18 protein-coding genes are annotated in these 23,953 nt (G+C 69.1%); 14 read left to right on the top strand and 4 right to left on the bottom strand.

Going from position 1 to position 23,953, the window contains the following annotated elements; all coding sequences use genetic code 11:
- Positions 1 to 74: 74 nt before the first annotated feature.
- The 9 genes from PV646_RS02240 to PV646_RS02200 all read left to right on the top strand — a co-directional run bounded on the left by PV646_RS02240 (position 75) and on the right by PV646_RS02200 (position 16,603).
- Positions 75 to 9,194: a colicin E3/pyocin S6 family cytotoxin gene (locus tag PV646_RS02240; RefSeq protein WP_500339768.1), complete on the top strand. Its 9,120-nt coding sequence runs from the start codon at positions 75 to 77 to the stop codon at positions 9,192 to 9,194.
- Positions 9,194 to 9,427 carry a DUF7683 domain-containing protein gene (locus PV646_RS02235; protein ID WP_500339767.1) on the top strand — a complete coding sequence of 78 codons (234 nt, stop codon included), beginning with the start codon at positions 9,194 to 9,196 and terminating at the stop codon, positions 9,425 to 9,427. The genes PV646_RS02240 and PV646_RS02235 overlap by 1 nt, the downstream gene beginning before the upstream one ends.
- A 65-nt stretch (positions 9,428 to 9,492) precedes the next feature.
- Positions 9,493 to 10,425 carry a bifunctional riboflavin kinase/FAD synthetase gene (locus PV646_RS02230; protein ID WP_500339766.1) on the top strand — a complete coding sequence of 311 codons (933 nt, stop codon included), beginning with the start codon at positions 9,493 to 9,495 and terminating at the stop codon, positions 10,423 to 10,425.
- 61 nt (positions 10,426 to 10,486) lie between these two features.
- On the top strand, positions 10,487 to 10,990 hold the full coding sequence (locus PV646_RS02225) for a helix-turn-helix domain-containing protein (protein ID WP_500339765.1): 504 nt from the start codon (positions 10,487 to 10,489) through the stop codon (positions 10,988 to 10,990).
- A gap of 287 nt (positions 10,991 to 11,277) precedes the next feature.
- Positions 11,278 to 11,547 (top strand): 30S ribosomal protein S15, encoded by a 270-nt coding sequence (rpsO, locus tag PV646_RS02220; protein ID WP_045318466.1) that lies wholly within the window; start codon positions 11,278 to 11,280, stop codon positions 11,545 to 11,547.
- Between the two features lie 247 nt (positions 11,548 to 11,794).
- Positions 11,795 to 14,035 carry a polyribonucleotide nucleotidyltransferase gene (locus tag PV646_RS02215; RefSeq protein WP_500339764.1) on the top strand — a complete coding sequence of 747 codons (2,241 nt, stop codon included), beginning with the start codon at positions 11,795 to 11,797 and terminating at the stop codon, positions 14,033 to 14,035.
- Complete coding sequence (locus tag PV646_RS02210) at positions 14,032 to 15,435, top strand: M16 family metallopeptidase (RefSeq protein WP_500339763.1); 1,404 nt, start codon at positions 14,032 to 14,034, stop codon at positions 15,433 to 15,435. The genes PV646_RS02215 and PV646_RS02210 overlap by 4 nt, the downstream gene beginning before the upstream one ends.
- Positions 15,432 to 16,169: a 4-hydroxy-tetrahydrodipicolinate reductase gene (gene dapB / locus PV646_RS02205; RefSeq protein WP_500339762.1), complete on the top strand. Its 738-nt coding sequence runs from the start codon at positions 15,432 to 15,434 to the stop codon at positions 16,167 to 16,169. Before PV646_RS02210 ends, dapB begins: the two co-directional genes overlap by 4 nt.
- Entirely contained in the window at positions 16,166 to 16,603 is a 438-nt protein-coding gene (locus tag PV646_RS02200; protein WP_500339761.1) for a hypothetical protein, read from the top strand. Before dapB ends, PV646_RS02200 begins: the two co-directional genes overlap by 4 nt.
- Positions 16,604 to 16,825: 222 nt before the next feature.
- On the opposite strand, the gene PV646_RS02195 is transcribed toward PV646_RS02200, so the two are convergent.
- The gene (locus tag PV646_RS02195) at positions 16,826 to 18,031 is read right to left on the bottom strand and encodes a winged helix-turn-helix domain-containing protein (protein ID WP_500342232.1); all 1,206 of its coding nucleotides are present in this window, start codon (positions 18,029 to 18,031) and stop codon (positions 16,826 to 16,828) included.
- A 70-nt stretch (positions 18,032 to 18,101) separates the two neighbouring features.
- On the opposite strand from PV646_RS02195, the gene PV646_RS02190 reads away from it, so the two are divergent.
- Together PV646_RS02190 and PV646_RS02185 are read left to right on the top strand one after the other, a co-directional pair.
- Positions 18,102 to 18,644 (top strand): GNAT family N-acetyltransferase, encoded by a 543-nt coding sequence (locus tag PV646_RS02190; protein ID WP_500339759.1) that lies wholly within the window; start codon positions 18,102 to 18,104, stop codon positions 18,642 to 18,644.
- Between the two features lie 21 nt (positions 18,645 to 18,665).
- Positions 18,666 to 19,172: a hypothetical protein gene (locus PV646_RS02185; protein ID WP_500339758.1), complete on the top strand. Its 507-nt coding sequence runs from the start codon at positions 18,666 to 18,668 to the stop codon at positions 19,170 to 19,172.
- A gap of 171 nt (positions 19,173 to 19,343) precedes the next feature.
- On the opposite strand, the gene PV646_RS02180 is transcribed toward PV646_RS02185, so the two are convergent.
- On the bottom strand, positions 19,344 to 20,219 hold the full coding sequence (locus PV646_RS02180; RefSeq protein ID WP_500339757.1) for an SRPBCC family protein: 876 nt from the start codon (positions 20,217 to 20,219) through the stop codon (positions 19,344 to 19,346).
- The gene (locus PV646_RS02175; RefSeq protein WP_500339755.1) at positions 20,216 to 20,758 is read right to left on the bottom strand and encodes a helix-turn-helix domain-containing protein; all 543 of its coding nucleotides are present in this window, start codon (positions 20,756 to 20,758) and stop codon (positions 20,216 to 20,218) included. Before PV646_RS02175 ends, PV646_RS02180 begins: the two co-directional genes overlap by 4 nt.
- A gap of 128 nt (positions 20,759 to 20,886) precedes the next feature.
- On the opposite strand from PV646_RS02175, the gene PV646_RS02170 reads away from it, so the two are divergent.
- From PV646_RS02170 to PV646_RS02160, 3 genes are read left to right on the top strand one after another with little or no spacing between them, the layout of a single operon-like run.
- Complete coding sequence (locus PV646_RS02170; protein ID WP_500339754.1) at positions 20,887 to 21,870, top strand: aldo/keto reductase; 984 nt, start codon at positions 20,887 to 20,889, stop codon at positions 21,868 to 21,870.
- Positions 21,867 to 22,484, top strand: coding sequence for a TetR/AcrR family transcriptional regulator (locus PV646_RS02165; protein ID WP_500339753.1), 618 nt, complete (start codon positions 21,867 to 21,869; stop codon positions 22,482 to 22,484). Before PV646_RS02170 ends, PV646_RS02165 begins: the two co-directional genes overlap by 4 nt.
- Positions 22,485 to 22,502: 18 nt before the next feature.
- A complete protein-coding gene (locus tag PV646_RS02160; protein ID WP_500339752.1) occupies positions 22,503 to 22,997 on the top strand; it encodes a hypothetical protein in 495 nt (164 codons plus the stop codon).
- 29 nt (positions 22,998 to 23,026) lie between these two features.
- Here the strand turns inward: PV646_RS02160 and PV646_RS02155 are convergent, their stop codons facing one another.
- The gene (locus tag PV646_RS02155) at positions 23,027 to 23,953 is read right to left on the bottom strand and encodes a DUF4097 family beta strand repeat-containing protein (protein ID WP_500339751.1); all 927 of its coding nucleotides are present in this window, start codon (positions 23,951 to 23,953) and stop codon (positions 23,027 to 23,029) included.

The raw sequence follows: 23,953 nt of genomic DNA, 5'->3' as shown, positions 1-23,953 counted from the left end.
GGCAGGTGCCGGGCTGGGCGCACTGGGTGGAATTCTGGGGGGATTTCAACGTGGCTGAACGACGGTTCTTTGGCGTGCCTGAAAAACGGTCTGGACTTCGGCGCGGTCGACGTGCCGCCCTGGTCGGCATCGCCGGTGTGATGGTGCTCTCGGTCGCCGGCCCGGCGCTCGCCGAGGTCTTCCCGGAAGCGTTGCAGCGCACCATCAACGCGATGGGACCCGCTTCGGGACCCGGCCAGCACTGGGGCGAGGCGGCCGCCGCGGACGGCGGAACCGCCGCGAACAAGGCAGATCCCCAGTCGCTGAAGGCGAAGTACCAGCCCGTCAAGGGCCAGGACAGACCGTCGGCGAAGGACAACCCCGCCGAGGTCGTCGAGAAGCCGCGTGCCGACGTCCGCGGTTTCGACGCCGCCACCAGCAAGGAGCTGACCGACCGGCGCACCGGGACGAGCCGCACGTTCGCCAACGCCGACGGCACCGAGACCACCGAGGTCAGCCAGGAGCCGGTCAACCACCGCAAGCCCGACGGCAGTTGGGCACCCGTCGACTCGAACCTGGTCGCCGCGGGCAACGGCTGGCGCAACGCCTCGGACAGCGTCGACATCCGGCTCGCCGCCACGGCGAACTCCGCGCCGCTCGTCCGCTACGCCCTCGACGGCGAACGCGAGTTCGGCTTCTCCCTCCAAGGTTCCGCCGCGTCCGCCGGTCGGGTGAGCGGCTCCTCCGTGACCTATCCCGCCGTCCAGCCGCGGGTCGACCTCAGGTTCGACGTCAGCGCCGGCACGGTCAAGGAGTCCATCGTCCTGCACTCGGCGGACACGCCGCGCACGTTCGACTTCCCGTTGCACCTCAAGGGACTCACGCCGCGGATCAGCAACGGCAACCTGGAGCTGAGCAGGGACGGCAAGGTCGTCGCCGTCGTGCCGGCGGGGTTCATGGTGGACGCGCACGACGGCCCCGCCGGTGGTGTGCAGTCGCAGGGCGTGCGGTACGACCTGGTCGGGCAGACGTTGCGCGTGACGCTCGACGACGCGTGGTTGAAGGACCCGGCGCGCAAGTACCCGGTCGTGGTCGACCCGACGGTGACCACTCCGGAGTCCGGCCACACCATGTACGTGCAGCGCGTCGGCAACTCGTCGAACACCAGCTACTCGGACGGCGCGCAGCTCAGGGCCGGCACGGTGGTCGACAACGGCGTGCGGATCAACGCCGCGACCTACCTCCAGTTCCCCGGCGTCGAGAACGACCTGCGCAACCACAAGATCTTCGGTGCCACCCTCGGCATCACCAACGAGTGGTCGTACTCGTGCGGGGCGCGGCCGGTGTCGGTGCACCCGGTCACGCAGGGCTGGGACGGGTTCGCCTCCAGGTACTCCTACCCCGGCCCGTCCTTCGGCGGTGAGCTCGCGAGCTCGTCGTTCGCCTACGGCCACATCGCGCCGGGCAGCTCGCGGTCCAACTGCCCGCAGTCGACCGCGGCGATCGACCTCGGCGCGGCCGGCCGCGACCTGGTGCAACGCTGGGTCACGGGCGCGCAGGCCAACTTCGGCCTCACCGTCCGGGCCTCCGAGACCGACGTCTACGGCTGGAAGAAGTTCTACGGGCACGCGACGGCGAACAAGCCCAAGTTGTCGATCACGCACACGCCGTACGACGCCGAGTACCGCTTCGACCGCCCGGTGCCGAAGCCCGCGCTGCTCAAGGGCGGCGCTCCCGGCACGATCGGCATCAGCGTGACGAACAAGGGCGCCACCACGTGGACGCCCGGCGAGTACGTGCTGTCGTATCGGCAGTTCGCCGCCAGCGGCGCGCCCATGGTGCAGGTCAACGACTCCGCCGTGCTGTCTGGTGATGTCGGCCGCGGGCAGACCGTCTCGCTGGAGGCGAAGATCCTCCCACCCGCCGACTGGGGTGAGTACACGTTCGAGTTCTCCATGCACCGCAAGGGACACGCGTACTTCGTCGACGAGCAGATCCCGCCAGCGGTGCTGGGGCTCGAGATGCAGAACGTGCCGCCCGCGTTGCAGGAGCAGTACCCGCCCAACGGGTACTCGGCGCCGACCCTGCGCCCGACGTTGTGGGCCAACGGCGTCGACATCGACAACGGTGGCGCCGGCCTGCAGTACCGGTTCAAGGTCTGCGACAAGGACAACGCCCAGTCCTGCACCGACTCCGGCTACAGCGCGAACCAGTCGTGGACGGTGCCGGCAGGCGCGTTGAAGTGGAGCAAGACCTACCTGTGGAACGCGTTCGTCAAGGACGCCGGTGGTGCGGAGAGCCAGCCGGTGCAGGGCAGCACCCTGCTCACCGCCGTGCCGCAGCCGGAGATCACCTCGCACCTCGGCAACGCGCCCTACAGCGGCAGCACCGGTGAGGTGGACGCGCAGGTCGGCAACTACCGCACCAGTGCGCTCGATCTGTCGGTCGGCGGTGTCGGGCCCTCGCTCGGCGTCGCCCGCACCTACAACAGCCTCGACCCCCGCCGGAACCTGACGTTCGGCGCGGGCTGGAGCACCCAGTTCGACATGAGCGTCGTCGAGGACACCGACGGCTCCGGCAACGCCGTGGTCACCTACCCCGACGGCCAGCAGGTCCGCTTCGGCCACAACGGTGCCGGCACGTTCTCGTCCCCGCCCGGCCGCTACGCCACGTTCTTCCGCAACGAGAGCGGCTGGACCCTCGTCGACAAGAACTCGACCGGGTACTTCTTCCGCCCCGACGGCAGGTTGTCGAAGATCGGCGACAACACCGGCCGCACGATCGAGTTCACCTACGACGGCGTCACCGGCAAGCTCAGGACGGCGGGCAGCCCCGCGTCCGGCCGCACCCTGTCCTTCACCTGGACCGGCGACGTCGTCACCGAGGTCAAGGCGACCGTCGACGGCACCGACCTGAAGTGGTCCTACACCTACTCCGGCTCCACCGACCTGGCCGACCGCGGGCGCAGGCTGGAGAAGGTGTGCGACCCGAAGGGCAACTGCACCGGCTACTCCTACGGCTGGGGTTCGCACTACCGCAGCACGGTCCTCGACACCAGGCCCGAGTCCTACTGGACGCTGGGCGAGACCGACGGCTCGGCCAAGGCGCACAGCCAGATCGGCCTCAACCTGGGCGCCGACGCGGCCACCTACGTCGACGTCACCCGCGGCGCGACCGGCGTGGCCCAGGGCTCACCGGACAGCGCGGTGTCCTTCGACGGCACGAAGTCGCGGATCACCTTGCCGGACAACGCCATCCGCAAGAACCGCAGCCTGGCGGTCGAACTGTGGTTCAAGACCACGAAGTCCGGTCCGCTGGCGGCCTTCCAGGACAAGCCGTTCACCGAGAACGCCGGGTTCAACGGCATGTACGTGGGCACGGACGGCAAGTTGCGCGCCAGGTTCGCCACCACCGCCGCCACCCAGCCCGAACCGATCACGACGCCGGGCGCGGTCAACGACGGCAACTGGCACCACGTCGTGCTCAGCGCGGACGTCAACTCGCAGGTCCTCTTCGTCGACGGCGTCAGGATCGGTGACATCGCCGGCGACGTGCAGACGGCGACGCTGAAACACGGCCAGCTCGGCGCCGGCAACAGCTCCGGCCCCGCGTGGGGAACGCCCAGGTGGTTCTTCCAGGGCGAGATCGACGAGGCCGCGGTCTACGCGCACCCGTTGGGACTCAACGAGGTCAAGGCCCACGTGCAGGCGGCGAAGATGCCGAGTGCCCAGATCACCGGGGTGACCCTGCCGAGCGGCAGGGTCGCGAGCGAGGTCCGCTACGACACGGTCCGGGACCGGGTCAGCGAGCAGATCGACCGCAACGGCGGCTCGTGGCGCTTCGGCGCGCCCGCGTTCACCGGCAACGAGCAGAACCCGGTGCGCACGGTCAGGGTCACCGATCCCGGCGACCGCCACCACTTCTACGACTTCGACCCGTTGCGCGGCCGCATCCTGCGTTACCTCTCGCCGCTGGGCATGGACACCCGCAGGGAGGACCGTCCACCGGGAACTCCCGCACCCGCACCCGGCGACCCCTCCTGCGCGCCGCAGCCCGACGGAAGTTTCTGCGATGTCCCGGTATCCGGCGGCGGCGGCTTCGTGAACGTCGAGTTCCAGGGCGTGCGCAACTTCACCTACGACGAGGCCGGGTTCCAGACGACGATCACCGACGAGGTCGGCAACCAGGTCGTCCTGGCGCACGACGACCGCGGCAACGTGAAGTCCCGCAAGACGTGCCGCCGCGACAGCGACTGCCAGTTCGCCTACTACACCTACTACCTCAACACGTCCGACCTGACCGACCCGCGCAACGACAAGGTTCTCGAGCACCGTGATGGTCGGTCGGCCAACGCCACCGACAACACCTATCTGACGAAGTACTCGTACGACCAGAAGGGCCGGCTGCTGGAGCAGGTGACGGCGGACAGCGCGTCCGTCAAACACACCTACACCGACGGCAACTCCGCGGCCGTCGGCGGTGGCAACGAGCCCTCCGGTCTGGTGAAGACGAGCCGCGACCCGAAGGGCGCCACCACGACGTACCTGTACTACCGCAACGGTGACGTGGCCGAGGTCCGTTCGCCTGCCGGTCTGCGGCAGCTCTCGACCTACGACGGTCTGGGCCGCCGGATCACGAGCAAGAGCATCTCGGACGCCTATCCGAACGGGCTGCAGACGACCTACCAGTACGACGAACTGTCGCGGGTCGTGCGCGTCACGTCTCCCGGTGTCTCGAACGTGATCACCGGCAAGACCCACACCGTGCAGACGTCCGTCGTGTTCGACGCCGACGGCAACCGGACGCAGGTGTCACGTGCCGACCTCACCGGTGGTGACCCGACCCGCGAGACGTTCACGCACCACGACACGCGCGGTCGTCCGGAACGGGTGGTGGACGCCGAGGGCGGCGAGACCTCGCTGGGGTACGACTCCTTCGGCAACACCGCGTTCGTCGTCAACGGCAACGGTGTTCGCACCGAGTTCGCCTACACGGCCCGCAATGCCGTCTCCGAGGTGCGTCTGCGCGGCTGGAACGGTGACCCGGAGGGCGCGCCGGCACTGCCGAACGGCTACCTCGTGGTGCAGCGCAACAGCTACGACCGTGCAGGCCGGCTCATCCGCAGCACGGACGCCATGAACCGCACCGAGGTGCGCGAGTACTACGGCGACGACCTGATCCAGTCGCGCAAGTTGCTGGGCGTGCACACGGGGACCGGCGCGCCGCCGAAACTCGACCTGGAGACGAACTTCTACGACGGCGCCGGCAACCTCGTCGAACGCCGTGCGCCGGGCAACCTCGTCACCAAGTACACCTACGACGCCGTCGGCCGCACGCTCACCAGCACCGACGACCCCACCGGTCTGAACAGGCGCACCGCCTTCGCCTACGACCTGAACGGCAGCATCACCCAGGTCGTCCGCAGCGGCAACTCCTCCAACGCGGGGGAGTTGCAGACCGGGACGGCGGAGATCGTCGACTACGGCTACGACGCCTTCGGGCGGCGCACGTCGGAGCAGGTGAGCCTGGGAACGGGCAAGCTGCGCACCACGTGGGAGTACGACCAGCGCGGCCTCGTGCGCAAGGTGGTGCCACCGCGCGGCAACGAGCAGGGCGCGAACGCCGCCGCGTTCACGACCGACCTGGCCTACGACGCTGCGGGCCGCCTGGTCAGCACGACCTCGCCCACCGTCTCCGTCGTGACCGCCGAGAACAGCCCCGCGAACGTCCGGCCCGTGACGAGGGTCGGCTACAACGCCTTCGGCGAGTCGCAGCAGGCGCAGGACGCCAACGGTGTCGTGCATCGGTCCGAAGTGGACAGACTCGGCCGGACGGTCAAGTCCTACCAGCCCTCCTACACGCCACCCGGCGCGTCGCAGTCGATCGAGGGCTTCTCGACCGCGCGCTACGACGCCATGAGCAACGTGCTCGAAGCCGTGGACTCGCGGGGTGGCTCGACGACGTTCGAGTACGACCAGCTGGGCCGCGTGGTGAAGACCACCGACCCGGCGGGCAGTGTCGCGCGGACCTTCACCAGGGCGGGCGAACTGCTGTCCACCGTGGACGAGAACAACGCGCGGACCGAGTCGACCTACGACGTGTTCGGCCGTCTCGCCACGAGCACCGTGCTGGAACGCTCGCCCGCGAAGACCCTGACGACCACGTACTCCTACAACGCCGCCAACCGGCTGGAGAAGGTCAGGTCCCCGCTCGGCAACGAGTCGAAGCTCGAGTACGACGTGGTCGGCTCGCTCGTCCGCAGCACCGACGCGGCCGGTGTCGTGAGCTCCCTCGGTTACGACCTCGCCGGCCGCCGGATCAAGGTGGCCGACGGCGCGGGCCGCGCCACGTTCACCGGGTACGACCAGGCGGGCCGGGTCGAGTCGATCCGTCAGCTGGGCGTGACCGGCGCGCTGGTCAGCCGTTCGACGTTCGTCCACGACGCCGCCGGCAACCTCACCACCGCCACCGACCCGCTGGGCCGCAAGAGCACCTACTCCCACGACGCGCTGAACCGCACGACCGGCCAGGTGGAGCCGGTCTCCGACACCGAGTCCATCACCACGTCCTTCGGCTACGACTCGGCGGGCAACCGCACGCGGCTCGTCGACGGCCGCGGCAACCGCACCGCCTACACCTACAACACGTTCGGCCTGCCGGAGTCCACGATCGAGGCCTCCACCGCCGAACACCCCGCTCTGGCCGACCGCACGTGGACCACGTCCTACAACGCGGCCGGTGACCCAGTGGCGGAACGGGCGCCGGGTGGCGTCGTCCGCACCCGCACGTTCGACGCGATGGGCCGTCTGAAGAAGGAGACCGGCTCGGGCGCGGAGGCCGCCACCGCCGACCGCGGCTACGACTACGACGTGCTGGGACGCCTGGTCGCCTCGTCCGGCGTGGACGGCACGGACACGTTCACCTACAACGACCGCGGTCTGCCGCTGACGTCCTCCGGGCCGGGTGGCACCGGGTCCCGCGAGTACGACGACGACGGCAACCTGACCAGCCGCACCGACGCGTCCGGCACCTCCCGGTACACCTACCTGAGCGGACGCACCCAGTCCGTGCAGGACGGCGTGACCGGTCTGACGCAGACCTTCGGCTACGACACCGCCGGCCTGCTGAAGTCGCTGAACATGGGCAACGGCCGCACGCGGACCTTCGAGTACGACGACGGAGCCCGACTGTCGAAGGACACGGTCGCCGGAGCCGCCTCGATCGCCTACACCTACGACCGCGCGAGCAGGGTGGCGACCAAGACGTCGACCGGTACGGCCTCCGCCGGACAGCAGACGTACGACTACGACCACTCAGGCCGTCTGAAGTCGTGGACCTCGCCGGCCGGCACGGTCGCGTACGGCTGGGACGCGGCGGGCAACCGCACGCGTGTCGGCGACGCACAATCCACCTACGACGAACGCAACCGCCTCCGCACGGAGAACGGGGCCGTCGTCTCCCACAACGCGCGTGGCGGTGTGACGTCGCGTGCCGGGACCACAGCCGCGTTCGACGCCTTCGACCGCATGGTGCGTCAGGGTTCGCAGACGTACTCCTACGACTCGCTCGACCGCGTGGCCAAGCGCAACGACAAGTCGTTCCAGTACAACGGCATGTCCGGTGCGGTCGTGTCGGACGGCACCTCCGTCTACGGTCGCGACGCCGCCGGCGCGCTGCTGGCCGTCGGTCAGGGCAGCGACAAGAAGCTCGCCGTGTCCGACAACCACGGAGACGTCGTCGGCAGCCTCGACCCGGCCGGTGCCATGACGTCGCTGGCGGACTCCACCGCCTACGACCCGTTCGGTGTCGTCACCTCGGGTGCGAAGCGTTCGGTCGGCTTCCAGGGCGAGTGGACCGACCAGGCGACAGGCTCGGTCAACATGGCCGCACGCTGGTACAACCCGGGCAGCGGCGGGTTCCAGTCGCGTGACTCGTGGACGCTCTCCCCGTCGCCGTCCGGCATGGCCAACCGCTACGCCTACGGCCTCGGCTCGCCGGTGAACTACGTCGACCCGACCGGCCACAACCCCTGCCACGCCTTCGCCGGCGGCAATCCGTGCGGCGACGACGACGGCGGCGGTGGGTTCTGCCTTGTCTACTTCTGGATCTGCGCGGGGTGGTTCGGCGATGGCAACATCGGCTCCGGCACGGGAAGCGGCGACGAGCCAGGCGGTGGCGGCGACCCGGGCAATGGCAAGGACCCGGGCAACAACAGGAACAAGAACAACAACAAGAACAGCAACCAGCAGCGGAACCAGCAACAGGCCGACCCGTCCATCAACGCCCGGCAGCAGGCTCAGGACTACGGCCGCCGCAACCCGTTGCCGGTGCCGGAGGCCCTGACGCAGCCGTCGTTCGGTGGCGACCGCACCCCGCCGGTGTCCTCGGCGCCGCAGATCAAGTCGCACCTGGCCGGCGACTACGCGAACCCGGTGGGCGACGTGAACTCCTCGTACGCCGCCCTGTACGCGGGGATGATCGAGCAGAACGGCCCGATCGTGCAGAACGTGTCCGGGTCGCTGCAGTCGCCGTTGCGGCTCACCGAGGAGCCGGCCAACTCGGACACCTCGCCGGAGGCGGAGCTGCTCTCGAAGTGCTACCGCGTCGACCCGAGCCTGCCGCCGGACGTCGCGCTGATGTGCGCGCACGAACTGTTGCAGGGTTCGATCCCGCCCGGGACGACGCTGCACGAGGGGGTGTGCGACGACGTCTGGAGCTGTTTGGGGGCCGGCTTCGGGGAGGTGGGCTCGTTCCTCTACGGGTTGACGACGCTGAGTGACGCGGAGGACTGCTCAGGCGGGTCCACTTTCGCGTGCGTCATGCTCGGAGTCGGCGTTCTCCCGTTCGGCATGTTCGGCAAGGGAGTCGGCAAACTCGTGCCGGACGAGGTCCTGAGCGGCCTCGCGGACATGTTCGGGTTCGCCAAGAAGCAGAAGAACCCCCGGCCCGGCGCAGGTCAGCGGCAGTACCCGCCGCCGAACAAGAAGTTGCCCGCCTTCCCCGACATCAAGCCCTCCAAGAAGAAGACGACCGTCAAGGGCGGCGGCAAGCTGCGGGAACGCTGGAAGGACGACGACGGCAACATCTACGAGTGGGACTACGAGAACGGCACTGTGGAGAAGTACAACAAGAAGGGCAAGCACCAAGGCGAGTTCGACCCCAACGACGGAAGACAGCTCAAGCCAGCGGACAACGAACGAACGGTGGAACCGTGATGTCCTGGTACCTGGAGGGCTTTTCCAAGCAGGACGAGTTCATCGTGTTGAACCAGAAGCTGACGGGGACCAAGGACGCCGAAGTGGCGCGTTTGCTCTCCGTGGTCAAGGACCGTGACCTCAGGATCGGTGGTTATCCGGTCGAGGGGGAGAGGCTGGGAGCGTTCGCGAGGCTGGCGGGTCACGAGGTCCGCGACGACCTCGACTACTTCGTGAACTTCAAGATCGACTAGGGGTTGCTCGCACAGCTTCGAGGCAGGCGAGCAGCAGCCCCGGCCGCCGTCGTAGGCTGATCACCGTGCAACGCTGGCGCGGACTTGACCACCTCCCCGGCGGCTGGGGCCGCTGCGTGGTGACCATCGGTGTGTTCGACGGTGTCCACAAAGGCCACCAGGCCCTCATCGGGCGTGCCGTCGAACTCGCTGAGCAGCGCGGTCTGCCGAGCGTGCTGATGACCTTCGACCCCCACCCGTCCGAGGTCGTGCGGCCCGGCAGCCACCCCGCGCAGCTCACCACGTTGCGGCGGCGTGCCGAGCTGGTCGAGGCGCTCGGCATCGACCACTTCGTGGTGGTGCCGTTCACCCTCGAGACCAGCCGGATGCCCGCGGACCAGTTCGTCCACGAGGTGCTGGTCGAGAAGCTGCACGCCGCTGCTGTCGTAGTGGGTGAGAACTTCAGCTTCGGGTTCAAGGCGGCCGGTAACGTCGCGATGCTGCGCCAGCTGGGGCAGCGGTTCGGATTCGTGACAGAGGGGGCTGATCTGGTGTCCGCCGAGGAAGTGACGTTCTCGTCGACCTACGTCCGCGCGTGCATCGACGCGGGGGACGTGCGGGCGGCGGCCGAGGCGCTGGGCAAGCCGCACCGGCTCGAGGGGATCGTCGTCAAGGGCGACGGGCGCGGCAAGGACCTCGGGTTCCCGACCGCGAACCTGTCCACGCCCAAGTTCGCCGCGGTGCCGGCCGACGGCATCTACGCCTGCTGGTTCACCGACGCCAAGGGCAAGACGCTCAAGGCCGCGGTCAGCGTGGGGACCAACCCGACGTTCTCCGGCCGGGAGCGCCGCGTCGAGGCGTTCGTGCTCGACGTCGACGAGGACTACTACGGGCAGCGCGTCGCCGTGGACTTCGTCGAGCGGCTGCGCGAGATGGAGAAGTACGACTCCGTCGAGGCCCTGCTCGAACAAATGCATCGAGATGTAGACCGAACGAGGGAACTGCTGACCGAGTCGTGACCGTCAGATAGGTCGAAGTGGGCATCTGACAGCAGCTGTGCTGGCAGGATGCGGGTTCAGGGTGTGGGCTATCGGAGAGGCCAAGGTGGAGGACCACAAGATCGTTCAGCGCAACCTCGCCCTGCAACGGGAGTGGTACGGGGAGCCTCTGGGTGACCGGGTGCGCCGGTTGGTCGTGGCCTTCAACGTGTCCCAGGCGCAGCTCGCGGACGTGCTCGGGATCAGCGCGCCGATGCTCAGCCAGGTGATGAGCGGCCGCCGCGCCAAGATCGGCAACCCGTCCGTGCTCGCCCGCATGATCATGCTGGAACGCAAGATCCTCACGCCGGACGTGGCGACCGGGGCGCCGGAGGCGTTGCAACGCGCGCTCGACGACGTGCGCGAGTCCAAGCCGACGGTGTCCCGCGACTCGCTGCCGGTCAACGGCGACGAGAGCGTCGCGTACCCGGTGCTGCGCAGGGTCGCGGACCGCGTCGAACTGCAGCAGGCCGCCGACCTGCTGCACGAGGACTTCCCGGCGATCGCGGAGCTGTTCCGCCGGGCCATCCGGGCCGCCAGCAGGTGAATTTCCGCGACCGGGAATTCACCTCCGGTTAAATCGGTTGGCACGGTCGACGGGTGCGCACCACAATGGGACACGCACCTCACGGTGGCTCGTGAGCAGCGCCGACGACTTCCGCCGCCCGTGGATCGGGTGGGGTTGCGCACGTCAGCGCGCCGCTGAGCACAGTGCCTGATAGCCTTCGCAGTTGGGTCTGGCTGCGGTCCGTGGCGGCCAGTACCGGCTACCCCCGGCCAGCAATTCGGCGGGCGTGGGGCCGCACGGACCTGAACAAGTAGGAGAAGTACCTAGTGGCACTGTCCACGGATCAGAAGAAGTCCATCCTCGGTGAGTACGGTCTGCACGACTCGGACACGGGCTCGACCGAGGCGCAGGTCGCTCTGCTGAGCAAGCGCATCGCCGACCTCACCGAGCACCTCAAGCAGCACAAGCACGACCACCACTCCCGCCGTGGTCTCCTGCTGATGGTCGGCCGTCGCCGCCGTCTGCTGAACTACCTGACCAAGGTGGACATCAACCGCTACCGCGCGCTGATCCAGCGCCTCGGTCTGCGCAGGTGATTTCTGCCGAGGGGGAGTGACCGGCCGGTCACTCCCCCTCGGCGCACAACCAGGTGTATACAGATCCCTGGTTGCAAAGAGGAAGAAAAACAGGACCCGCGTCGCGCGAAGCAGTTTCCGCGCCGGTCCTCGGTAGTGGCCTCCTGGTTGCCAAGTGAATGCTGGCAGTGCCCCAGGGGACTTCGATCGAAGACCGGCCTCGTCAGAACGCGTGAGCGGTGTCCAAAAGACGAGGAGTAACAAGTAAATGACGGACATCGAGGTCCACGAGGCGACTGCCGTTATCGACAACGGCAAGTTCGGCTCGCGCTCCATCCGCTTCGAGACCGGGCGCCTCGCGCGTCAGGCCGCCGGCAGCGTGGTGGCGTACCTGGACGACGAGACCATGCTTCTGAGCGCCACGACGGCGTCGAAGCACCCCAAGGAGCACTTCGACTTCTTCCCCCTCACGGTGGACGTCGAGGAGCGCATGTACGCCGCGGGCCGCATCCCCGGCTCGTTCTTCCGGCGTGAGGGCCGTCCGAGCACGGACGCCATCCTCACCTGCCGCCTGATCGACCGTCCGCTGCGCCCGTCCTTCGTGGACGGTCTGCGCAACGAGATCCAGGTCGTCATCACGGTGATGAGCCTCAACCCGAAGGACCTGTACGACGTCGTGGCGATCAACGCCGCGTCCGCGTCGACGCAGCTCGCGGGTCTGCCGTTCTCCGGCCCGATCGGTGGCGTCCGCGTCGCTCTGATCGAGGGCCAGTGGGTAGCGTTCCCGACCTACGAGCAGCTCGAGAAGGCCGTGTTCGACATGGTCGTCGCGGGCCGCGTGGTCGACTCCGGCGACGTCGCGATCATGATGGTCGAGGCCGAGGCCACCGACAACGTGATCGACATGATCGCCGAGGGTGCCACCGCCCCGACCGAAGAGGTCGTGGCCGCGGGCCTCGAGGCCGCCAAGCCGTTCATCAAGGTCCTCTGCGAGGCCCAGGCGCAGCTCGCCCAGGTCGCCGCGAAGGCCACCGGCGAGTACCCGACGTACCCGGCCTACCAGGCCGACGCGTTCGAGGCCGTCGAGGCGTCCGCCGCGGGTGAGCTCGCGCAGGCGCTGACCATCGCGGGCAAGGCCGAGCGCGAGTCCAAGCTCGACGAGGTCAAGGCCGCCACGCTCGAGAAGCTGGCCGAGCAGTTCGAGGGTCGCGAGAAGGAGGTCGGCGCCGCGTTCCGCTCGCTGACCAAGAAGCTCGTGCGCCAGCGCATCCTGCGCGACAAGGTCCGCATCGACGGCCGCGGTCTCACGGACATCCGTGACCTCGGCGCCGAGGTGGCCGTGATCCCGAGGACGCACGGTTCGGCGCTGTTCGAGCGCGGCGAGACCCAGATCCTGGGTGTCACCACGCTGAACATGCTGCGCATGGAACAGCAGATCGACTCGCTCGCGCCCGAGACGCACAAGCGCTACCTGCACCACTACAACTTCCCGCCCTACTCGACCGGTGAGACCGGCCGCGTGGGCTCGCCGAAGCGCCGCGAGATCGGCCACGGCGCGCTGGCCGAGCGGGCGATCATGCCCGTGCTGCCCAAGCGCGAGGAGTTCCCCTACGCGATCCGCCAGGTGTCCGAGGCGCTGAGCTCCAACGGCTCGACGTCCATGGGCTCCGTCTGCGCGTCGACCCTGTCGCTGCTCAACGCGGGTGTCCCGCTGAAGGCGCCGGTTTCCGGCATCGCGATGGGTCTCGTCTCCGACGAGGTCGACGGTGAGACCCGCTACGTGGCGCTGACCGACATCCTCGGTGCCGAGGACGCGTTCGGCGACATGGACTTCAAGGTCGCGGGCACCAAGGAGTTCGTGACGGCGCTGCAGCTCGACACGAAGCTCGACGGCATCCCGTCCGAGGTGCTGGCGGCGGCGCTGGGCCAGGCCCGCGACGCGCGCTACACGATCCTCGAGGTCATGGCCGAGGCCATCTCCGACCCGGACGAGATGAGCGCCTTCGCTCCGCGCGTGACGTCGGTCAAGATCCCGACCGACAAGATCGGCGAGGTCATCGGCCCGAAGGGCAAGATGATCAACTCGATCACCGAGCAGACCGGTGCCGACATCTCCATCGAGGACGACGGCACGATCTACGTCGGTGCGGCGGACGGCCCCTCGGCCGAGGCCGCGATCGGCATGATCAACGCGATCGCGAACCCGCAGCTGCCGAAGGTCGGCGAGCGCTTCCTGGGCACCGTGGTGAAGACGGCCGCGTTCGGCGCGTTCGTCTCGCTGCTGCCCGGCAAGGACGGCCTCGTCCACATCTCGAAGCTGGGCAACGGCAAGCGCATCGCGAAGGTCGAGGACGTCGTCTCGGTCGGGGACAAGCTCCGCGTCGAGATCGCCGACATCGACCAGCGCGGCAAGATCAGCCTGATCGTCGTGTCCGAAGAAGACGCGGCGAAGCCGGCTGAGGCTCCCGTCGCCGAGGACGCTGCTGCTGAGGCGGCTCCCGCGCAGTGAGTGCGACTGACAACAACGTGACGGCCGCGGGTGCATCCACCCGCGGCCGTCCGCGTACCACCACGTTGGGGCACCTCCAGAAGCCCGGCAGCACGCGCGTGCTGGAGATGTCCGCGGGGTCCGAGGTGCGGCGCAGCATGCTGCCCTCGGGTCTGCGGGTCATCACCGAGCGCATCCCGGGCGTGCGGTCCGCCTCGGTCGGGCTGTGGGTGCAGGTCGGGTCCCGTGACGAACGGCCCGAGGTCGCGGGTGCCGCGCACTACCTGGAACACCTGCTGTTCAAGGGAACGTCGCGGCGCACGGCGGCGGCCATCGCGGAGGAGATCGACGCGGTCGGCGGCGAGCTGAACGCGTTCACCGCGAAGGAGCACACCTGCTACTACGCGCACGTCCTGGACGAGGACCTGCCGCTCGCGGTGGACCTCGTGGCGGACGTGGTGTTCGAGGCCGTCTGCGGTCCGCGTGACTTCGAGACCGAACGCGGTGTCGTGCTCGAGGAGATCGCGATGCGCGACGACGACCCCGAGGACCTGCTGCACGACGCGTTCACCGAGGCGTTGTTCGGCGGGCATGCGTTGGGGCGTCCGGTTCTGGGCACCGAGAAGTCCATTCAGGACATGGAGAGGGACAACCTCTACTCGTTCTACAAGAAGCGCTACACGTTGCCGCGCATGGTGTTCGCCGTCGCGGGCAACATCGAGCACGCGCACGTGATGCGCCTGGTGCGCAAGGCCATCGGCGACCGGCTGTCGCGGGAGGGCAGCGCGGTCGTGCCCCGCGCCGGCCGCGCGCGCATCGCCGACGCCCGCAAGCTGGTGCTGCACACCGACGACACCGAGCAGGCGCACCTGATGCTCGGCATGCGCGGTCTCGACCGCCACGACGAGCGGCGCTTCGCGTTGAACGTGCTGAACGCGGCCATCGGCGGCGGCATGAGCTCCCGGCTGTTCCAGGAAGTGCGCGAACGGCGAGGCCTGGCGTACCAGGTGTACTCGTCCGTCGGCCTGTACGCGGACACCGGCACGTTCGCCGTCTACGCGGGCTGCCAGCCGGACCGCCTCGGCGAGACCGCCGGAGTCATCCGCGAGGTGCTCGTGGACGTCGCCCGCGACGGCCTGTCGGACGCGGAAGTGGCGCGCGGCAAGGGCCAGCTGCGTGGCGCCCTCGTGCTGGGGCTGGAGGACACCAGCTCCCGGATGTCGCGCATCGGCAAGTCCGAACTGAACTACGGCGACCACCTGAGCGTGGAGGCGACGCTGGCGCGCATCGACGCCGTCTCCGCCGACGAAGTGGCGCTCCTCGCACGTGAGCTGCTGCGCAGGCCCGTCGCCGCGGCGGTGGTGGGCCCTTACGATCACGCCGACGATCTGCCGGACCAGGTACACGAGGTGATTGCATGATTCGCGTCGGAGTTCTCGGCGCGCGGGGCCGCATGGGTTCCGAGGTGGTGCGCGCGGTCGAGGCCGCCAAGGACATGGAGGTCGTGGCGGCCATCGACGCCGACGACCCGTTGTCCACGCTCGTCGACGCCGGCGTCCAGGTCGTCGTCGACTTCACGCACCCCGACGTCGTGATGGGGAACCTGGAGTTCTGCATTGCTGCCGGGATTCATTGCGTCGTAGGCACTTCCGGGTTCGACCAGCCGAAGCTGGACGACGTCGCGGCACTGCTCGCGGACCGCTCCGACGTCGGCGTGCTCGTCGCGCCGAACTTCGGCATCGGTGCCGTGCTGCTGATGCGTTTCTCGGAGATCGCCGCCCGCTACTACGAGTCGGCGGAGATCATCGAGCTGCACCACCCGCGCAAGGCCGACGCGCCTTCGGGCACGGCGGCGCACACGGCTCGGCTGATCGCGGCGGCGCGGGAGGGCATGGACCCGATGCCCGACGCGACCACGCAGGAGGAGCCGGGCGCGCGCGGTGCTGTCGTCGACGGCGTGCGCGTTCACTCGCTGCGGATCTCCGGGATGATCGCGCACCAGGAGGTCGTGTTCGGTGGCGAGAGCGAGACGCTGACGATCCGTCAGGACTCGTTGCACCGCACGTCCTTCATGCCCGGCGTCGTGCTGGGTGTGCGGGAGATCGTGTCGCGCCCCGGCCTGGCCGTCGGCCTCGACAAGTACCTCGACCTGTGAAGGTCCGCATCACCGTCGGAGTGCTGATCGCGGCTCTCGCGGTCTACTTCGTCCTGCTGGCCGGCCGGGCTGTGGCGTTGCTGCAGACCGGCGAGGTCGTGGGTGTGCTGCTGGGCGTCGGCGTGCTGATCCTGCCGTTGCTCGGGGTCTGGCTCGTGTACTCCAACCTGCGTTTCGGCTGGGAGACCGAGAAGATGGCCCGCGAGCTGGACGCGGACGGGCTGCTGCCGGACGTCTCGCACCTGCCGCGCCGGCCGTCCGGCCGGGTGGACCGGGACGCCGCGGACTCGTGGTTCGAGGAGCGGCGGGCCGAGGTCGAAGCCTCGCCCGAGGACTGGCGGGCGTGGTTCCGGCTGGCCTACGCGTACGACGTCGCGGGGGACCGCGGGCGGGCGCGCGAGACGATGCGCAAGGCGATCGAGCTGCACGCCTGATCGAAACCCCAGGTCGCCGACCTGGGGTTTCTGCTTCCGTCGCTCGCGGAAGGTTCATGTCCGAGCGCTCAGCGGGTGACAGGCTTCACGAGTGCCACCCGAACGACAGGCCCATCGGCACCAGCTACAGCGCGCCTAATCCTGACACGAAGATCACCGCGATCAGCAGGACGAGCCGCCACGCCCGTGCCTGTTTTCCTTGCGTGCCAACCGCTGCTCCGCTCAGCCGTTGATCACGGCCGCGATCAGCTCCGCCGCCAGATCCCCCTTCTGCACCACCAGCACGTCCTCCAGCCCCAGCCAGTCGGCCATGTGCCGCAACTCCGCGGCTAGCTCCGAAGCCACGCGACCCCGCTCCACCCCAGCCTCGGCCCACGCCGACTGCACCCGCAGCACCCCGGCCGCACGGTCGGCCTTGATGTCCACGCGGGCCACCAACTCCCCGTCCAGCAGGAACGGGAACACGTAGTACCCGTGCACCCGCCGGGGCTCCGGAACGTAGATCTCGATGCGGTACCGGAAGCCGAAGATGCGCTCGGTCCGCGCCCGCTCCCAGATCAGCGGATCGAACGGGCACAGCAACGCGCGCCCGATGACCCGGCGCGGGGCGCGGGCGTCGACGTGGCGGTAGCCGACGGCCTTCCAGCCCTCGACCGCCACCGGTTCGAGCACGCCGTCCTCGACCAGGGAGGCGACGGCGGCCTGCGAGCGGCGGGGATCGAGGCGGTAGTAGTCGCGCAGGTCGGGTTCGGTCGCCACGCCCAGGGCCACGGCGGAGCGCAGGACCAGCTCGCGGGCGCCTGTGTCGGGGGTCCACTGCTGGGCCAGGACGTCGGCCGGGATGACGCGCTCGGTCAGGTCGTAGAGGCGTTCGAACGAGCGGCGGGTGCCCGTGGTCAGGACGCCGACGCCGAAGAGCACCTCGCAGATGCGCTTGACCTCCGACCAGTCCCACCACGGGCCCTTCGCGCGGCCCCTGTCGCCCATGAGGGCCTTCTCCAGGGCTCCGGCGCCGATCGGGCCCAGTTCCTTGACGGCGGCCAGCACGTCGTCCACCAGTTGCGGGGAGCGTTCGAGGATCGTCTGGTAGTTCTGCCACCAGCCGCGCTTCTTCGCGCCCGAGTGGAACAGCGGCCAGTCGCCGACGGGCACCAGGGACGCCTCGTGCGCCCACGTCTCGACGAGCATGCGGGGCTTGCGCGGGGAGTGCGTCCAGGCCGCCTCGTCCAGCAGGGTGGCCGAGTACGAGCCCAGGCGGGAGAACAGCGGCATGTAGTGCGCGCGCACGGCCACGTTCACCGAGTCGATCTGCAGCAACTGCACGCGGGACAGCACGCGTTGCAGGTGCCTTCGGGTGGCCGCGGACGGCCTCAGGTCGGTGAAGCCCTGGGCTCCCAGCGCGATTCGACGGGCCACGTCCGCACTCATCCTCTGCACGTCGCCGATGGTGCCACGCACCCCTGACAATCCTGTGAGACGGCGTCGATAAGCTGCGTTTATGGCCGACGCCGGCGTCCAGACCGCCACCGCTGCTGACCTTTCGGAGATCATCCGCATCCATCGGGAGACGTGGCGGCTCGCCTACGCCGAACTCCTGCCGCCGGAGGTCCTCGACGCGCTCGACACCGACGACGCCTGGTCGCACGCCGTCCGGGGTGGTGCGGTGCTGAAGGCGACGGAGGGGGAGTGGACGGTCGGGTTCGTCGTGGCGAGCAAGGCGCCCGACGACGAGGTGGCCAGGGCGGACGGGACGTTGCCGGAGGACGCGGCCACCACCGCGCTCCTGAGTGTTCTCGTCGAACCGCGGTGGGGCCGGCGCGGGCACGGCACGCGGCTCGTCGCGGAGGCCGTGAAACGGCTCGCGGAAACCGGTGCGACGCGGGGGATCGCGTGGGTGCCGGAGGCGGACAAGGCATCCAGGAACTTCTACGAGCGACTGGGCTGGACGGGGGACGGCACGGTGCGCACGTTGGACGCGGGCGGGCGTCCGTTGCGCGAGGTCCGGGTGTCCGGGGCGCTCGAGGTCCGACTCGCCCAGTGAGATGTGTGTAGCCTCGGCCGGGTGCTCGCCTTGGTCGCCCTCACCTTCGGGGTCGCGCTCGGCTCAGCGATAGTCCCCCTGATCAGCATCGAGATGTTCGTGCTGGGACTGTGTGCGCGCTGGCCGGACACATCGTTCTGGATCGTCGGCCTTTCGGTGGCGGTCGGCCAGGTGCTGGGCAAGTTGCTGTACTTCTACGCCGCGCGCGGCGACATCCACCTGCCGAAGTTCTTCCACCGCAAGCCGAGCGACAAGCCGTCGAAGCTCGCGCGCTGGTTCGGGCCGGGCATGCGCATGCACCGCTGGGGCGAGTGGATCCACGCGAAGTGCCGGGCGCACCCGAACTGGATGGCCGGCACGCACGGGGTGAGCGCGCTGGTCGGGCTGCCGCCGTTCATGGCGACGAGCGTGCTCGCCGGGCTCGCGGGCATGTCCACGACGATGTTCGTCGCCACGGGCATGGTGGGCCGGTTCGTGAGGTTCAGCTTCCTCGCTGCCTCACCGGCCGTGGTCATGGCCTGGTTCTAGTAGTTGAACAGGACCGCCGCGGTCACGGAGAAGGCGATCAACACTGCGGCGACGGTGAGTCGCGCTGACTCGAGCACGACCCCGAAGTTATCGAGCGCCAACCGATGAAAGCCAGGCGCAAACGGGTGAGAACCGAATGATCTGGCTCTCACCCGCCTGTTTTGCGCCCGATCATTCGAGAACGAGGACTCCGTCCGGCAGGCCGGGAGCCTCGTACGAGTGCCACAGCGGACGCCAGTCCGGCAGTTCCAGCATGCGGCGCATGTCCGCGAACCCGGACAGCCAGCCCATCCACGAGCCGTAGGGCGGGTCGGCCGGGTCGAAGCCGCTCTGCACGAACGTCAGCCGCGTCTTGCCCTCGGATCCCTTGAGCTCCCAGGACGACACCATCCCGTCCGCGAACTCGATCGCGAAGTGCTCCTCGTCGAGGGCGATGATCTTCGCCGGGTTCGGCTCGTCCTCGAAGCTCCCCATGGCCCACCGGCCGCCGACGTGCGGCTCGATCGAGCACCGCGCCCCGAAGTACCGCGCGAACACCTCGGTGTCGGTCAGCGCGTTGATGATGGCCGCGGGAGGTGCCGCGATGTCGACGTCGATCCGCTGCTCCGGCGTCGAGAAGTCGCAGAGCGCGAACACCGGCCGGCCCTCGACGTGTTCGACCAGGTTCGCGAGAGCCAGCGACCAGAAAGTCTGGATGACGCCCGCCCCGCCCTCGTCCTCGACGCCCGCGCCCCATTCCGGGAACGGGGACTGCGACGCCACGATCACCGTTTGGCCGTCACGCTCTTCCACGCCGAGTTCGAGCGTGTACTCGGTGCCCTTCAGCAGCCACGAGAAGCGCACCGCGGAAGGCGTCACCTCCAGCAGCTTCTGCCGGCCGCGCTCCCCGTCGGGCGTGTAGCGCCCCCAGAACTCGTACACGCCGTGCTCGAGGTCCACGTCGGCGTGTTCGGCCAGCCACACGCGCAGGTCGTCGGCCGTCGTCAGCGCGCGGTAGGCGGTGGCGGGGTCGGCGGAGGTGCGTACTCGGACGATTCCGGTGCTCATCGGTCTTCTCCCTTGGGGTAGCAGGCGAGCGCGATGCGGAACGCATCCCCTTCCGCGCCGCCGTATCTGGTGAAGAGGTCCTGCAACGTCGTCTGCAGCTCGGCCAGGAACTCCTGGCGTTCCTCCGGTCGCACCCGGATCTCTCCGGACACTCCGACGGACGGCAGTTCGCTCGACCTGTCGAGCGCGGCCACGTCGGCCTGGATCTGTTCGGCGAGGTCCACGAGGTGCCCCAATGCCAGTTCGTCACGCGACCCGATCCGGCCGACCAGGCGCGGCGACAGCCAGTACGACCGCGCGACGGCCTGGTAGAGGCCCTCCTGGACGCCGCGCACCCTGCGCTCGGAGACCTGGGCGGCGAGACCGGCCTTGACCAGCTGTTTGACGTGGTAGTGCACGCGTTGCGGCGTCTGGTCGAGCACCTCGGCGACCTCGGTGCACGAGCGCGGCGCGGCGAGCTGCCGCAGCACCTCCACGCGCTGCGGCTTGAGCAGGGTCTCGGCCTGCTCCATCCGGTCCAGATAGATCACGTCTCTCATCGCAAAAAATACTTTGAACGTTCAAAACTATTTTGTCAATCGGGCGGACAACTATGGACTGACAGATATTGAAATCTGTCAGTCCATCGGGCAGGCTGGAACTCACCGAAGAGACGAAGGGGTTCGAAATGCAGAAGCGTCAGCTCGGAGCCACCGGCCCGGTCGTGTCCGCCCTCGGTCTGGGCTGCATGGGCATGTCCAACGCCTACGGCCCGGCCGACCGGGACGAGAGCATCGCGACCGTGCGAGCCGCCCTCGACGCGGGCGTCACGCTGCTCGACACCGGTGACTTCTACGGCCAGGGCCACAACGAGCTGCTGGTCGCCGAGGCGATCCAGGGCCGTCGTGACGAGGTGCAGCTCAGCGTCAAGTTCGGCGGCATGAGGGACGCCGACGGGGCCTTCATCGGGTTCGACACCCGCCCGGTCGCGGTGGCCAACTTCCTCGCGTACTCGTTGCAGCGACTCGGCACCGACCACGTCGACGTCTACCGGCCGGCGCGGCTCGACCCGAGCGTGCCGATCGAGGACACCATCGGCGCCATCGCCGAGCAGATCGACAAGGGCCGCGTCCGGCACATCGGCCTGAGTGAGGTCGGCGCCGAGACGATCCGCCGCGCGCACGCCGTGCACCCCATCGCGGACCTGCAGATCGAGTACGGCCTGCTGGAGCGCGGTGTCGAGCGGGAGATCCTGCGGACCACCCGTGAGCTGGGCATCGGCATCACCGCGTACGGCGTGCTGTCGCGCGGCCTGATCTCCTCGAAGCCGCTCACCCTCGACGCGGGCGACTGGCGTGGTCACGCGCCCCGGTTCCAGGGCGACAACCTGGCCCGCAACCAGGATCTCGTCGAGAAGCTCGACGAGATCGCGCGGTCCAAGGGCGTCACGGTCGCGCAGCTCGCGATCGCCTGGGTCGCCGCGCGCGGCGAGGACGTGGTGCCTCTGGTCGGCACGACCAAACGTGCGAGGCTTGAGGAGGCGATCGGTGCCGTCGGCGTGACGTTCACCGAACGGGAACTGCGGGAGATCGAGGCCGTCGTTCCCGTCGGAGCCGCTGCGGGCACGCGCTACGCGGCCGAGCAGATGGCGATGCTGGACAGCGAGAGGTGAGCGAAGTGGCGGAGGCGCTGACCGCGGAGGCGATCCTCGTGGCGACCGAAGAGGTGCTGCGCAGGTACGGCCCGGCCAAGGCGACGGTGGTCGACGTCGCCAAGGCGCTCGGGGTCAGCCACGGCAGCGTCTACCGCCACTTCGCGACCAAGGCCGCCCTGCGGGAGGCGGTGACCACGCGCTGGCTCGACGCGATCCACCGGGAGATGGAGCCGGCGTTCGGCGAGGGGCTGCCCGCCTCCGAGGTGCTGCGGGAGTGGCTGCAGAGGCTCTTCGACAAGAAGCGGAGCTCGCACACCGACGACCTGGAGCTGTTCACGACGTACAAGACCCTCGTCGGCGAGAGCAGCGGCGTCGTCGAGCACCACATCCAGCACCTGGTGGGGCAGATCGCGCGCATCGTCCAGGCGGGGGTGGACACCGGCGAGTTCGTGACGGACGACGTCGGGAAGTCGGCACAGGCGGTGTGGGACGCGACGCAGGTGTTCCACCACCCGGCTCACGCCCGGGAGTGGGGGAATCCTCACATTCAGGACGCGTTCGACGCCGTCGTCTCACTGGTCGCCGCCGGACTGCGGTACAACCGAACCCCTAGTGCCACAGGCGATGCTTGAGGGTCACGGAGGTGAACGGTGCCGCCTGACGAGTGGATCGATCTGCTGGGAGCGCCCGAGAGGCGTCCGGACCCGGTTGACTGGGACGCGCTCAAAGCCCGCGTCGGCACAGCGCTGCCCAGCGACTTCGTGCATCTCGCCGAGGCCTACCCACCACTGATCGTCGGTGGTTACGTTCGCATCCTGCACCCAACAGCACGTGCCGGTTTCATGAACTGGATGTCAACAGCACCCAAGATGCTGCGTGCGCTGCGCCGGCAACCGGGCCTGCGCGCGCACCCGGACTCTCCCGGCCTGCTGCCCTGGGGCATGACGGTCAACGGCGAGCACTGCCTGTGGTTCACCCGGGGCGAGCCGGACGAGTGGACCGTGCTGATCACGGACATGCGGGAGAAGTGGTCCTACGCCGGGAACTTCTCGAGCTTCGTCCGGAAGTTCCTGACCGGTGAGATCCGCTGCCCGATCTTCCCGGACGACGTCCCCGGTGGCTCCAAACCGTTCCAGGAGCCCTGACCGGGGACGTCTTTCCTCCGACCCCCCGGTCAGTTCGAAGCGGCGGTCACCAGTGCGTTGCCGCTGCCCGTGCGGCCCGTGACCGACAGGACGGCGTCACCCAGCGGCTCGGACGAGACGTCGAAGTCGCTGCGGGCGGTGCCGGACGTCGACACCAGGTCGATGCGCGCGAGCGCGCCCTGGCGGATGCCGACGCGGATGTGGCCCGAGCCGGTGCCGAGCTGGATCTCGCCCGACGCCGCGTCGGCCACGGTCAGGTCGCCGCTGCCGGTGCGGACCTGGACGTTGCCCTGCACGGCGCCCAGCCACACGTCACCGGTTCCGGTGATCAGCGTGGACGTGCCGCCGACGCTCATCACCTCGACGTCACCGCCGCCCGTCTTGGCCTTGAGCGTCGAGAGCATCGTGCCCAGCCGGACGGTGCCGGCGCCCGAGTTCACCTTGGCCTCGCCGGTCGCGCGGTCCGCGGAAATGCTGCCCGTGCCGGTGTTCAGGTCCAGACGACCCGCACCGCCCGTGACGATGACATCGGCCGCACCGGTCCGTGACGCCACGTGCGACCCCACGGGAGCCGTCACCACCACGGACAGAGGCACGGCACGCAACGGCAGCGCCTTGGACGACTCGATGCGCAAGCGGTTGCCCAGCAGTTCGACGCGTGCGTCGCGCACGGCCTCCTCCGGACCCACCGGGGGAGTGGTCTTGTCGGGGCCGAACTGGCCGCTGACCCAGCTCAGCACGCTGGACAGGCCCTCGGTCCACGAGTTGCCGGCGTTCGGGTCGTGCCGCACCTCGACGTGCACGCCCGGCGCGTCGACGAGCTGCACCTGCACACGCCCGCTGAGCAGTGAGATGTCGATCTCGGCGACGCCCGCGAACTCGAAGCTCTGCTGGCGCACCACGCCCGAGGGTTCCGGCGTCGGCTCGGACGTCGGTTCTGAAGTCGGTTCGGTCAT

This window comes from Streptomyces sp. ID05-26A (assembly GCF_033794685.1).
Classification (GTDB): Bacteria; Actinomycetota; Actinomycetes; order Mycobacteriales; family Pseudonocardiaceae; genus Lentzea.
The sequence above is the reverse complement of the archived record's forward strand: the minus strand, read 5'-3'. Positions and strand labels throughout refer to the sequence as shown.